The sequence below is a fragment of the Myxococcales bacterium genome (assembly GCA_016716835.1).
Lineage (GTDB): Bacteria > Myxococcota_A > Polyangia > Haliangiales > Haliangiaceae > JADJUW01.
This window is the reverse complement of the sequence record JADJUW010000001.1, coordinates 2,570,001-2,581,601: the sequence shown is the minus strand read 5'-3', so window position 1 is coordinate 2,581,601 and position 11,601 is coordinate 2,570,001. Positions and strand designations below refer to the sequence as shown.

13 protein-coding genes, 1 tRNA gene, 1 rRNA gene and 1 pseudogene (1 of these 16 cut by a window edge) are annotated in these 11,601 nt (G+C 60.0%); 7 read left to right on the top strand and 9 right to left on the bottom strand.

The genetic code is table 11. The features are described from left to right. Window positions 1-56: 56 nt before the first annotated feature. The gene (locus IPL79_11375) at window positions 57-1,025 is read right to left on the bottom strand and encodes a M48 family metallopeptidase (GenBank protein MBK9071584.1); all 969 of its coding nucleotides are present in this window, start codon (window positions 1,023-1,025) and stop codon (window positions 57-59) included. Window positions 1,026-1,148: 123 nt separating this feature from the next. Between IPL79_11375 and IPL79_11370 the strand changes: the two genes are divergently transcribed. The 4 genes from IPL79_11370 to IPL79_11355 all read left to right on the top strand — a co-directional run bounded on the left by IPL79_11370 (window position 1,149) and on the right by IPL79_11355 (window position 4,144). Beyond that, complete coding sequence (locus tag IPL79_11370; GenBank protein ID MBK9071583.1) at window positions 1,149-1,838, top strand: TIGR00266 family protein; 690 nt, start codon at window positions 1,149-1,151, stop codon at window positions 1,836-1,838. Window positions 1,839-1,851: 13 nt separating this feature from the next. Next, on the top strand, window positions 1,852-2,529 hold the full coding sequence (locus tag IPL79_11365; GenBank protein MBK9071582.1) for a TIGR00266 family protein: 678 nt from the start codon (window positions 1,852-1,854) through the stop codon (window positions 2,527-2,529). A 21-nt stretch (window positions 2,530-2,550) separates the two neighbouring features. Then, on the top strand, window positions 2,551-3,237 hold the full coding sequence (locus IPL79_11360) for a TIGR00266 family protein (protein MBK9071581.1): 687 nt from the start codon (window positions 2,551-2,553) through the stop codon (window positions 3,235-3,237). 118 nt (window positions 3,238-3,355) lie between these two features. After that, window positions 3,356-4,144 (top strand): hypothetical protein, encoded by a 789-nt coding sequence (locus IPL79_11355; protein MBK9071580.1) that lies wholly within the window; start codon window positions 3,356-3,358, stop codon window positions 4,142-4,144. 32 nt (window positions 4,145-4,176) lie between these two features. On the opposite strand, the gene IPL79_11350 is transcribed toward IPL79_11355, so the two are convergent. Next, entirely contained in the window at window positions 4,177-4,839 is a 663-nt protein-coding gene (locus IPL79_11350; GenBank protein MBK9071579.1) for a lytic polysaccharide monooxygenase, read from the bottom strand. A gap of 20 nt (window positions 4,840-4,859) precedes the next feature. After that, window positions 4,860-5,657, bottom strand: coding sequence for a hypothetical protein (locus IPL79_11345; GenBank protein MBK9071578.1), 798 nt, complete (start codon window positions 5,655-5,657; stop codon window positions 4,860-4,862). Window positions 5,658-5,999: 342 nt separating this feature from the next. Here IPL79_11345 and IPL79_11340 point away from each other — a divergent pair, with 342 nt between their 5' ends. Next, on the top strand, window positions 6,000-6,995 hold the full coding sequence (locus IPL79_11340; protein ID MBK9071577.1) for a hypothetical protein: 996 nt from the start codon (window positions 6,000-6,002) through the stop codon (window positions 6,993-6,995). A gap of 122 nt (window positions 6,996-7,117) precedes the next feature. Here the strand turns inward: IPL79_11340 and IPL79_11335 are convergent. The 6 genes and pseudogenes from IPL79_11335 to IPL79_11310 form a co-directional block, all read right to left on the bottom strand. Next, window positions 7,118-7,925: pseudogene (locus tag IPL79_11335) on the bottom strand (IS3 family transposase). A gap of 20 nt (window positions 7,926-7,945) precedes the next feature. Beyond that, window positions 7,946-8,116 (bottom strand): hypothetical protein, encoded by a 171-nt coding sequence (locus IPL79_11330; GenBank protein MBK9071576.1) that lies wholly within the window; start codon window positions 8,114-8,116, stop codon window positions 7,946-7,948. 55 nt (window positions 8,117-8,171) lie between these two features. Continuing rightward, entirely contained in the window at window positions 8,172-9,188 is a 1,017-nt protein-coding gene (locus tag IPL79_11325; protein MBK9071575.1) for an IS3 family transposase, read from the bottom strand. Beyond that, entirely contained in the window at window positions 9,188-9,358 is a 171-nt protein-coding gene (locus IPL79_11320) for a hypothetical protein (protein ID MBK9071574.1), read from the bottom strand. Before IPL79_11320 ends, IPL79_11325 begins: the two co-directional genes overlap by 1 nt. Next, window positions 9,330-9,578: a transposase gene (locus IPL79_11315; protein MBK9071573.1), complete on the bottom strand. Its 249-nt coding sequence runs from the start codon at window positions 9,576-9,578 to the stop codon at window positions 9,330-9,332. Before IPL79_11315 ends, IPL79_11320 begins: the two co-directional genes overlap by 29 nt. Before the next feature lie 62 nt (window positions 9,579-9,640). Then, window positions 9,641-9,787: a DUF1153 domain-containing protein gene (locus IPL79_11310; GenBank protein ID MBK9071572.1), complete on the bottom strand. Its 147-nt coding sequence runs from the start codon at window positions 9,785-9,787 to the stop codon at window positions 9,641-9,643. Window positions 9,788-9,909: 122 nt separating this feature from the next. Between IPL79_11310 and IPL79_11305 the strand changes: the two genes are divergently transcribed. Further along, window positions 9,910-9,983 (top strand) — tRNA-Ile (locus IPL79_11305). 720 nt (window positions 9,984-10,703) lie between these two features. Then, window positions 10,704-11,601, top strand: a 23S ribosomal RNA gene (locus IPL79_11300); it runs 2,084 nt beyond the window's last position.

Here is an 11,601-nt window from a genome sequence, read left to right as displayed (position 1 = left end):
TGTAACCAGATTTGCATAGCGCGCGGCGCGCCTCGACACGTAATTTGGCGGCGTCGCTACTTACACGCGATGGCGCGCGGTGGCACCGGCAACGTCTGGGTCGGCACAAAGCCAAGCGCGTCGCGCTCGGCGGCTACGATGCGTTCGTCGTGATCGGGGTGGGTCGATAAGATAGGAGGCGGTTGCGCGCCGCCTTCCGCCTTGAGTCGCGCAAAAAATTTAGCCAGCCCGCGGGGATCCATGCCGGCTTTCTTCATGATCGCCCGACCGGCGCTATCTGCATCGCGCTCGTGGTCGCGGCTGTACGCCAGGTCCATCAAGTCGCCGGCATAAGAGAACAACACGCCGACGTCGGTCCATCCCAGCGCGATGCCGATGATGATCTTGCCGCCCGCTTGCCGCAAAATATTGACCATGCCATGGCGCCCCAGCACATGCTGAATCTCGTGTGCCAACACGCCGGCGACCTCTTCGCCGGTTTCGGCCTTTTCGAGCAGCCCGCGGTTGACCACGACGATGCCGCCGGGCGCCGCAAAGGCATTGATCGCATCGTCGTCCGCGATGGAAAGCGTAAACGTAAAGCGCGTGTCGCCGGACGCGGCCAGCAGCTGGTCGAGAATGTCTTGCACGTATTGCTTGGCTTCGACATTTTCACACGTGCTACCTGAGACGGCGAGCGCGGCGAGTTCGCCTAGCTGGCGGTCGACCGATACCGGCACAAAACGGACCATCGAGCCCGCCGCGCACGATGCCAGCCGCATCGACAACACCAAGATCAGCAAGAGGCCGCCGATCGCCGCGACGATCTCGATGATCAGCCGCCGATGCGTATGGCCAAACCCCTGATGTGTGGGGGCGCCGGCGATGGCCATGGGTTGATCCATGACGGGCGGCGGGGATGCGTGTTGCGGCGGGGCGTCCGCGCGGCCCGCCTCGCTTGATGGTGGCGTCGACGGAGCCTGACCCCAACTGCCTTGGCTCGCGGTCTCGCTCGAACGCGGGCCATCTTTGTGATCGGTGCTCACGCCCACACCCTAGCACATCAATAAGCTCGATATTTGTGCCGGCGGTCGTAGCAAATCGCGAAGCGGGTGTGATGCAATCTCGCGCGAGTGTTTGCGGTTGCAGACCAAGGGAGCGGGGACATTATGCAATATCAAATTGAACATGCACCATCATATGCGTGGTTGCGGGTGCAACTTGCCGCCGGCGACGAGATCGACGCCGAGGCGGGCGCCATGGTGTCGATGACGCCAGGTGTCGCCATCGCGACGCGCCTCAATGCCGGCAAGGGCGTCGGCTTTTTTCACAAGTTCCTTTCATTTTTTCGCGCGCTGGCCCGCAAATTTTTTGGCGGCGAAACGGTATTTATCAATAATTTCTCGACGGCCAGCGGCGGCGAGGTCGTGCTCGCGCCTTCGCTTTCGGGCTCCATCACGCCGCAAGTCATATCGGCAGGGCGCAGCCTGTTCGTGCAACGGGGCAGCTACCTCGCCAGCACGGGCAACATCAACGCCGTGGTGCGTTGGGGGGGCCTGCGCTCCTTCTTTGGCGGCGAGGGCTTGACGCTGCTTGAATGTAAGGGCGATGGCGAGGTATTTGTAAACTCGTACGGCGACGTAGTCGAGGTGCCCGTGAACGGCACGTATATCGTAGATACGGGCCATATCGTGGCATTTGAGAACTCGCTCAATTTTTCGGTGCGCAAGGCCGGCAGCATGAAGTCATTCTTGTTCTCCGGCGAAGGTTTTGTTTGTGAATTTCGCGGCCAGGGCCGGTTGTGGATTCAATCGCGCAATCTCTCGGCCTCCGTTAGCTGGATTCGCCGCCTGCTGTAGAAAGGGCATGACCATGAATATCGATATCCAACATCGTCCCGGCGCCGCGGTTGCGGTGTGCGCCATGGGCCCCGGTGATGCTATTCGCGCCGAGGCCGATGCCATGATCAGCATGGCCGGTCCCATTTCGGTTAAGACGCAGGCGCGTAAGGCGGGCGGCCTGCTCAAGAGCCTCAAGCGCTCGATGCTGGGTGGCGAATCGTTTTTTACCAACGAGTTCACCGCGCAGGGCCCTTCGGAGCTGTGCCTGGCGCCGCGCCTACCCGGCGACATGATCGTGCATCCCCTCGCGCCCGATCACCAATTGTTTATCCAGGGCGGCAGCTACGTCGCGGCGCCCGATTCGGTGCATCTCGACACCAAGTGGCAGGGCTTCACGCGCGGCTTGTTTTCGGGCGAGTCGTTCTTCTTCTTACATGCCACGGGGCAAGGTCCCGTCATCCTCAACGCGTTTGGCGCGATTTCGTGGGCCGACATCGACGGCGAGCTGATCGTCGATACGGGGCATGTCGTCGCCTTTACCAATGGGCTGCAATACGACATTACCAAGGCGTCTTCGGGGTGGATCGCTTCGTTACTCTCCGGCGAAGGCTTTGTCCTTCGGTTTCGCGGCCGCGGTCGCGTCTATCTGCAAACTCGCAATCCAACCGTGTTTGGCCAAACCATTGGTCCCAAGCTTCCTCCTCGCTAACCCGCCGCAAAGGATAATCACATGCGTTTTGATATTCTAGGACGACCAGATTTTTCATTGCTCCGCGTGTACTACGATGCGACGGGCGAGCAGACGTTCGCCGAGGCCGGCGCCATGGTGAGCATGAGCTCCGGCATCGAGCTTCAGACCAAGGCTCGGGGTGGCTTGTTGTCGGCGGCAAAGCGCGCCGTGCTCGGGGGCGAAAGTTTTTTTCAAAACACCTATACCGCCAGCGCCGCCAATCAAGAGCTGTGGCTCGCGCCCGGCAACGAGGGCGATATCGCGACCAAGGAGCTCGCACCGGGCGAAGTCTTCTTTCTGCAAAGCGGCTCGTATCTCGCGCATTTTGGCAATGAGCTCGCCATTGACACCAAGTGGGGCGGCGTCAAAGGCTTCTTCTCCGGCGCCGGCCTCTTTATGTTGCGCATGACCGGTCCCGGCCTGGTCTTCTATTCCACCTATGGCGCGATTAGGCAAATCTCGCTGCCTGCCGGCGGGCCGCTCACCGTGGACACCGGCCACATCGTCGGCTTTACGCAAAACGTGCAATACAAGGTTCGCGCCTTCGGCGGCCTCAAGGGCTTCTTCTTCTCCGGCGAAGGCCTCGTCGCCGATTTTACCGGCGAGGGCACCGTCTATCTGCAGACGCGCAACCCGAGTGCCCTGGCAACATTTTTGTATCCGTTTAGGCCTGTTCAAAATAACTAGCTCGTATCTCTGCCGATATGGCGAGTCGAGGCGCTTAAGCGCCTTGCCGACCCCTTAGCAATTGCGCCACCAAAATTATCCACTCCTTGGTCTTCCGCGATTGGACTAGGTTGTCGTCATGCTGATCTCTGTAGCCGCAATGCTTGCCTCGGTGCTGCTAACGGGATGCCTCGGTAGCAGCGTGCAATCGCGCACAACAACTGAAGTGAGCGGCGGTCGCTTGTTGCCACCCGACATGGTGGAACTTCGCGTTCGCACCGCGCTGGTGCATGAGAGCGAACAAAAACCCTGGTTCGCCAACGCCGGCTCTGGCAAGTACGGCTATGAGTCTCGCGAAGTTCGCGCCCGCGAAGTGTTGATGCAGCTCTCGCGGCGAGATGGGCGCTGCGAGCCCTCGAAGGCGCCCGACGCCCGTCGCAAGGCCAGCGCTCCACAACTGCTGGAGCCGATGGTGTGGCACCAGGTTGGCGCGATGGAGGTATGGTGGCGCCTCTATGACAAATCGTTTCGCGTGCGCAGCCTCGGCGGCGCCCCTGAAACCATCGAGGTGCGCTGGGATCTAAGGCAACTCTGGGCGCTGCCGAATAGTTCCATTGTCTTTACCGACATGGAGCTCATCGACCTCGTCAGCAAACAGCGACGGCTCGCGAACTCGATGGCGTACCACGCTGACACCATCGTCGCGGCCGAAAGGCATAAGTTGACCATCTTGCAGCTCAGTGATCTCCGGGAGGTAAGCCTGCATGAACTAGCGGACGATCTGGGCAAAATCGTCGATTTCGATGGAGCCACTGTAATGATGGTTAATGAGGTTAGCGGGTTTGTCTGGCTCTACGACCTGGCGCTTGGCTCTTGGCGGTCCGTCTCGTTCGGCGCATGTCTCGCAAGCGGCGACCGACGGCGCTGACGCTCAACCCGGGCAGCTTGTGAATGTTTACGTTAGCGCCGTCGCCGCAGCCATAGCGACGCGAGGCCAAGCATCGCAAGTCCTCCGCTTGCACCGCCGGCGTTGCAGCCTCCGTCGGCGGTGCCGGGCGTCATCGGCGCGGGCTCGTCACTGCAGCTGCTTTGCGCGGGCGTAACATCGGGCGCCGCGTCGGTCAGCTCGATGTCGGCACAATTGAAGTAGATGTCGTCGCTATCGACATCTGTGGTGTAGGGCGGCTTGTCGTACATGAGCTGGATAAACTGCAGCGTGCAGTTGTCGCACGGCGCCTCGGGCAAGGTGACCTCAAGGCAATTGGTGCCATCGGCGATGAGATCGTGCAGCACCAAGGGGTCGGTGCCTTGCGTGGTCGTCGTCGCATCGGGCGGAATCGAAAACGTGTCGCCATCGGGATTGAACGAGATGCGAAAATGGCCGGTGTGATTGATCGTCTCGTCCCAGCGCACGGCAATGGTGGCTCCTGGCTTAAACTGCGTCACGCGGCTCTCGTTGCGCGCCACCGCGCCACAATGCTGCGCCTTTTGGTCGCCAAGGCCATCGTCGGTGCGAGACAGCGGATACGTCAGGTGAATATGCGCGCTGGCCGGGGCCGCCGCACAAAGCGCAAGCAACAGGCTCGCAAGGGCAAAGGAGCGCAAGCGCGCGGTTAAGGACATCGTCCTACTGTAAGCCAAGATCACTTGTCGGGCATTAATTTTTCGCCAAACACAAACGCGACGCCAGCAGTTAGTTGCCATTCGCGCACCGACTCTGCCGCACCGAGGTTAGGCGCGCGGCGCAGCATCGCATCGGCATAGACGCCAAACCACTTCAGCGGCCGATAGTCGATGCGGCCGCCAAGCTCCAAGTAGAGCCAATCGCCGCCTAACAAGCCAGCCATCGCGCCAATCAGCGGATCGGTCACGACTCGGCCATTGACCGTCGTGTCCTTGCGCAGCGTGTAGCCGACGTCGACGCCGGCCGGCATGCCAATCCACGTAAAGTCCGCGTCGCCTCCGTACTCAAGCCACAGCACGCCGAGCGGAATCCCGATGCGCCCGCGGCCGCCAAGAATTTTCCAATTGCCTAGCTTGGTCCGCAGATCAAATTCGCTGTAAGCAACCTCGCGGTCGTTGATCGTGCCCTTGCCGCGGTCGTAGCTTAGGTAGGTCCAGTTGCCAGGCACCGGCGCATACACGTTGTGCGAGTATGAATAGCTATAGGTATCGCCGGGGCGCGCGCCGCTGGCGATGGCTTGCCGCTGTGCGCTCTCCTTGGCGGCTTGCTGTTGCGTGTAGGCGTCGCCTGCCGAGGCCGCCCCGGCGAGCAAGATGCCGGTCTTGTCGTAGATGGTAAAGCCGGTCGACGTAAAACTCATGTTCGGGTCATCTGGCAGGTTCTCGACATTCAAGAATTTTGCGTTATGCGCCGCGCCTTGTACGCCGACGCCACATGCGGTGAGCATGCCGACGATTGCGATTAGTCCACGTTTCATCCATCCCCCTTTTGAATTTGTATCTATTAGTTTCGCGACCAAGCAGGGCGCCTGTCAACGCGGTGGCTGGTAGACATTTGGCGACGGTGTAGGACGGCGGCCGGGAATCAGCAATGTCGGGCGGGACGGTCGCGGCCCATTTAATTGACGAATCGTCAGTTATTTAAGTGGGCGCCGTGCGCCAGCGCGCCGGCTCACGCCGTGGACCACGTGCCCCGCGGACCCGCGCCGCTGGGGTTCGATGACCTCAGGATGCCGGCTGCTTGGGAACTGGGGCATGAAATTCCCCCAGTTGCGAGGTCTCGCCCGTGGCACGCCGTTTGCTCTTACCTAAGGGATTCCATGATTTTGTCGGGGCGTTCCTTTGCGAGTGGGTGTCGATCGGCAGCCTTGTTGCTGCTGGTCGCCATAATGGCGTTTGCGCCCGCCCACGCACAGGCCCGCTCTCGACTCTATCGCGCCGGGAACATCGAGCGGCTAACCGATGGAGCACGGGGCGACAAGCGCGCGCTTCATGCGTTGCGCGCGTCGCGCAAGGCCACCGCGGCCACGACCACGGCGCGATCCGCTACCATCGCCGCGCCGGTCGTCGCCAAAAAACAAAACCGCGCCGATCGCTTTGCGGCGAGCTTGCGCGCCAACGCGATGCGCGCGACGTCACCAAAGCGCGCGGCGCGACTTGGGCGCCTTGCCGACATGATTGAATATCTCTTTGGCTATGAAACCATGGACACCGCCTCGCTCGAATTCGCCGTTGCGGCAACGCTGCAGATTCCGGGCTGGCCTGTGATCGGCAATCTCGCGCTACAGGTGCGTAAGTGGTTTCCAAGCCGTGAGTATCGCCGCGAGGCCAAGCAACGGGGCTGGAAAGAACCACAATGGGGGATCGCGGCTGGGCCGGCGACGCCGTTTGCTGGCTCGTGGGGCTACGATTCGGTGGTCGGCTGGTACATGCCCGGCATTAGCAAGCGCGGTTTTGGCCAAGGCATCGGCATTCCCAACTTCGCCTCGGCAGGGTTTGGCTACGTTGGTGCCACCAAGCCCACGGAGTACGCGCGAGGCTCGTACGTCACAGGGACGGCACAGGTTTTTTCAGTTGGCATCTTCGGCCTCGCGCTCGACTTCACCGCGTATTATCGCCCCGCGGTGGCCGTCACGCGCTACATGAAACCTCTGGCAGATAAGCTGCGCGCGTTAGTTAAGCGTGTGGGATCATTCTTCACTGGCAAGCCAGTTTCGCCTCCGCTCGATTTGGCTCCCGCCGACGAACCTGCCGCAGGGCCGACGGGCCAGGCCAACCGCGTCCACCGAGCAGCGCACGAAGCGACGGCCACGTAAAAGGACCAGATCCGCGCTGGCTTTATGGTGGACATAGACGCCCCAAGCCAGGCAGCACGGTGTCAGCGCCTGCACCAGCAGCGCGGTGTCGTTGTGTAGTTGGCCCCTGAAATCAAGACAGGTCACGCTGCTAATTTCATGATGTACTCAGCCGGCGACTGGTAGCCCAGCGCCGAGTGCGGTCTCCGTTGATTGTAGTGGTCGATATAGTTCGCGATGGCCACGAAGGCCTCGTCCTGGCTGGCAAAGCGATGATGCCAGATGCATTCCTCCTTGAGCGTGCGAAAAAAAGCGCTCGATCATCCCGTTTTGCTCCGGCGTGTATGGCGTGATGTATTCCTGGGCCAGGCCGTACTGCTTAACGACGCGCACGAAGTCAGCGGCGCCAAAGACCAGCCCATTGTCGCTGCGCACGGTCAGCGGCCTCGTCGGCCGCCGTGCTCGCAGCGCGTCCTCTAGCGCGCCGGCGGCGACCGTCGCCTTGCCCGACTTCGACAGTCGCCAGCCAACAATGCTGCGGTCATGGCAGTCAATCACGGCCGTTAAGTGACACCACCCGTCGCGTCCACAGATGAGGTGGGTGGTGTCTATCGCCCAGCGCTCGTCGCGGCGCGAGGCTTGCGATCGCCAGGCTTTGGTCCGCGGACGCTGCCCCTTGGGCCGCTTGCATACCTGCCAACCGTGTAGTTGGACGATGCGCCGGATGGCCTTGTGGTTGATGCAAAGGCCGGTTTCCCGGCGAATCGCTGCAGTCAGCATCGGCACGCCGTGGCTGGGCTCGCGGGCAATCCCCGCGCGCACCAGCTCGACCAACGCCGGATTCAGTGGTCTCGTTTGGCGACACCGTTCGCGGTAATAGAACGACGAACGCGCCACACCAAACCAGCGGCACAACTGCGCCACGCTCACCGTGTGACCATCTTCCTGCATCGCGCTCTGCACCGCCAAGACTAGCTCTCGTCCTGTTCGAGCAGAGCTTGCAGCTTTTTTCGAGCTTCAAGCTCCAGCACCAATTCGCCGACCTTGGCCCGAAGGTCTTTGACCTCCCGCGCGTGCTCATCTTGCAGGTCCTTGGCGTTGGTCTTAAGCCCTGATTCCCCGCTCTTGAGGAAGGTTTGCATCCACCCCTCCACCTCGCTCCGGAGCCTGTCAACGCATTTGAGAGACCGAGGTGGCTTAATTTAGTGAATGGTTCTGGCTTGGAATCACCTCTCCTGTCTTTGGTTTGTTGATCCATACGGCGGTCGGCAGTGGTGGCGGACACGGCGTGCCGTTGACGAAACGCTCAGGGTGGGCTCGCTGTGCGGCGGCCAATACGACGGCCCGTTTCGCGGTACGGGCCTGCGCGCGACCGTAGTGGACGTCATCCGGCGTGTGGAGGCCGATGCCGCTGTGGTAGTGCTCACCGTTGTACCAAGCAAAAAAATCGGCGCAGTAGGCGCGTGCGTCTTCTAGGCAGCCAAACCGCGCCGGGAAATCGGGACGGTATTTCAGCGTCTTAAAGCCAGCCTCAGAGTACGGATTATCGTTTGAGACGTGCGGCCGCGAATGGGTCTTTGTGATCCCCAAGTCGGCGAGCAGCTCGGCGACCAGCTTGGAGCGCATCGAGCTGCCACGATCTGCATGGATGGTGAGGTGATCGCGGTCGATGCCTTGACGCACGCAGGTCGCGCCGATCAGCTTCTTTGCCAGCTCGGCGCTCTCGCGCGGCGCCACCATCCAGCCCACCGCGCACCGGCTAAACACGTCGAGAATGACGTATAAGTAGTAGTAGGACCACGTTGCCGGCCCTTTAAGCTTGGTGATGTCCCACGACCACAATTGGTTTGGCCCGGTTGCCAGCAGCTCGGGCGCGGCGTACGCGGGGTGGCGCCGTTGCGCGCGGCGCTCGCGCACCTCGTGGTGCGCCGCGAGCACGCGATACATGGTGCGCTCTGAGCAAATAAAGCGCTCTTCATCGAGCAGCGTCGCATACACCTGCGCGGGCGCTAGATCCGCAAAGCGGTCTTCATGCAAGATCGATAGCAGATCGGCCGCTTCCGCAGCGCTGAGCGCACGGGGTGATCGCCGCGGCCGTCGCGGCCCATGCACCCGCGGACGACGCGCGCGATAGTAGCTGGCCACGCTTACGCCCAGACTGGCACACGTGCAGGCTACGCCGTCGACGCCCGAGGTGTCGGCAACAATCGCCATCAAGGCTTGGGCTCGCTCTCGGGATCCGGCAGCGGTATCCCGAACAGCTCCGAGACTTTTTTTTGGAGCGCGCACAACCGCTCGGCGCGATCGGCCCGCGCCTCCGCCCGTGCGGCGCGCCGCTCAAGGTCAGCGATTTGCTTATCCCGCGCATCTGGTGGCACCGCCACGGGGCCCCCGCTTCTTCGGCGCAGCGCCGAACTGGCCAGCCAGGCGCTGCCGACGCCACATACTCAGATGCGACGAGTAAATCCCTTCCCGGCGCAACAGGGCCGTGACCCCACCGCGCTCTTTGCCGCAGGCATCGGCCTCCCGCAGAATTCGCAACTTTTCGTTAACCGAGAACCGGCGCCGCTGTGCTACCGACGACACCTCGGTCGCTTTTTTCATGCCTTGAATCATCTTGCATACCTCGACTGCCCTCAACACTAATCTTTGGGTAAGTCGGCCTCTCAGCTACGTTGGCAGAGAGGGCTCTGGGTCAGGTCGTGCTTACGACACGCCTCCACCAGCGTGGTCTCGCCTTTGATCACGGCCAAGATGAGTTCCACCTTGCGCCTGGCCGTCCAGCGGCCCACTACTTCCTCTGTCTGTTTCACATTCACCATCGTATCCTCCGTTTTGGGTTACGACCTGTCCAGTCCTAGAGGGGCCAGCTATAGTTGTGCCCTTCGGCCGCTTGACACAAACGCGGTTTCTGCCGTAAGAGGCATACCCTTAGGGGCCAGTAGCTCAGTTGGTTAGAGCACACGCTTGATAAGCGTGGGGTCGCAAGTTCAAGTCTTGCTTGGCCCACAATTTAGTCGAAATTGTGGTGAAAAATTGGGCGGCATTCGCAGTTGTGAATGCCGCGCGTAAAAAGTTCTAAGCAATCGAAAGTACGCTGGAAAAAGTTGTTTTGGGTGTGCTCGATATTGAGGCACCGAAGAAAAGGCGAAAATAAATGAGTTTTCGTTGACACCTCATCGGCGGATCGAGTATTGATCGTTCCCCGCCAAAAGCGGACTGTTCTTTTACAATTGAATAGCGAAACGAGAGAGAGCACGATAATTTATAGAAGTGCGAAATCCTTTGGGATTTTGCACGTGTAGATGAAATGTGCGAAACGCAAAAGTCCATGAAAGAGACAACAGTTTCAGCTTGCCGCAAGGCCAGCTGAACCCGGTGTTCTCATCATGTGTCTGGAATATTTGAAACGACTAAGGATTACGGTGAAAGTAAGTACGCTTAGCATGTTCCGAAACGTCACGAGCGACGGCGCAAGCCGAAGGTTGTGAGTAAAAGTTAGCGAGAAAGTTTGAGTGATTTGATTCGAAAGACGTGAAGTTGCCTTCCCGGCAGTGACGCGTTTACGGACCGCAGCCTCAACCTAAGACGTCTCCGCGCGAGCGAAGGCAGATTGGGTGAGGTCAAGGAAGCAAGGTGAGGATGCGAGGAGTTACCGTCTGGTAATGACGAGCAGCCGAGCCGCAGCTGACGCGGAGATCGCCCAATCTGCCGAGCGACCGTTTTGGTGGCTAAGCTAGTAAGAGCATTCGGTGGATGCCTTGGCACCAAGAAGCGAAGAAGGACGTGGCAAAACTGCGAAAAGCGACGGGGAATTGTAAGCAAGTATCGAGCCGTCGATATCCGAGATCGGGAAACCGACACAGAGTAATATCTGTGTGGCGTGAGGCTGAATACATAGGCCACACGTAGCGAACGAGGGGAACTGAAACATCTTAGTACCCTCAGGAAAAGAAATCAAAAATGAGACTCCGCTAGTAGTGGCGAGCGAACGCGGAAGAGGCCAAACCAGTTGATTATTCAGCTGGGGTTGTAGGGCTGGTTCGGTTTAGAGCCGATGGATTGCGTATAGGTAGTTGAGCGGCATGGAAAGGCCGGCCACAGAGGGTGAGAGCCCCGTAAGCGAAACCTAGACGGACCATAATCAGTACCTGAGTACAGCGGGACACGGGAAACCCTGCTGGAATCTGGGAGGACCATCTTCCAAGCCTAAGTATTACTTGGTGACCGATAGTGAACCAGTACCGTGAGGGAAAGGTGAAAAGAACCCCGGCGAGGGGAGTGAAAAGAATCTGAAACCGAATGTTTACAAGCCGTGGAAGCACTATGCCGCAAGGAATGTGCGACCGCGTGCCTTTGCATAATGAGCCTGCGAGTTGTGGTGACCGGCAAGGTTAAGCCGATAGGTGAAGCCGAAGCGAAAGCGAGTCTGATAAGGGCGTCTAGTCGGTTGCTGCAGACCCGAAACCCTGTGATCTATCCATGGCCAGGCTGAAGGGGAGGTAACACTCTCTGGAGGGCCGAACTCACAACAGTTGAAAATGTTGGGGATGAGCTGTGGATCGGAGTGAAAGGCTAATCAAACTGGGTTATAGCTGGTTCTCGCCGAAACATATTTAGGTATGGC

Coding starts and splice junctions, on each gene's coding strand:
- IPL79_11365 (MBK9071582.1), top strand. CDS start 1,852: ATGAATATCGATATCCAACATCGTCCCGGCGCCGCGGTTGCGGTGTGC.
- IPL79_11370 (MBK9071583.1), top strand. CDS start 1,149: ATGCAATATCAAATTGAACATGCACCATCATATGCGTGGTTGCGGGTG.
- IPL79_11360 (MBK9071581.1), top strand. CDS start 2,551: ATGCGTTTTGATATTCTAGGACGACCAGATTTTTCATTGCTCCGCGTG.
- IPL79_11325 (MBK9071575.1), bottom strand. CDS start 9,188: ATGGCGATTGTTGCCGACACCTCGGGCGTCGACGGCGTAGCCTGCACG.
- IPL79_11315 (MBK9071573.1), bottom strand. CDS start 9,578: ATGAAAAAAGCGACCGAGGTGTCGTCGGTAGCACAGCGGCGCCGGTTC.
- IPL79_11345 (MBK9071578.1), bottom strand. CDS start 5,657: ATGAAACGTGGACTAATCGCAATCGTCGGCATGCTCACCGCATGTGGC.
- IPL79_11350 (MBK9071579.1), bottom strand. CDS start 4,839: ATGTCCTTAACCGCGCGCTTGCGCTCCTTTGCCCTTGCGAGCCTGTTG.
- IPL79_11330 (MBK9071576.1), bottom strand. CDS start 8,116: ATGCAAACCTTCCTCAAGAGCGGGGAATCAGGGCTTAAGACCAACGCC.
- IPL79_11340 (MBK9071577.1), top strand. CDS start 6,000: ATGATTTTGTCGGGGCGTTCCTTTGCGAGTGGGTGTCGATCGGCAGCC.
- IPL79_11355 (MBK9071580.1), top strand. CDS start 3,356: ATGCTGATCTCTGTAGCCGCAATGCTTGCCTCGGTGCTGCTAACGGGA.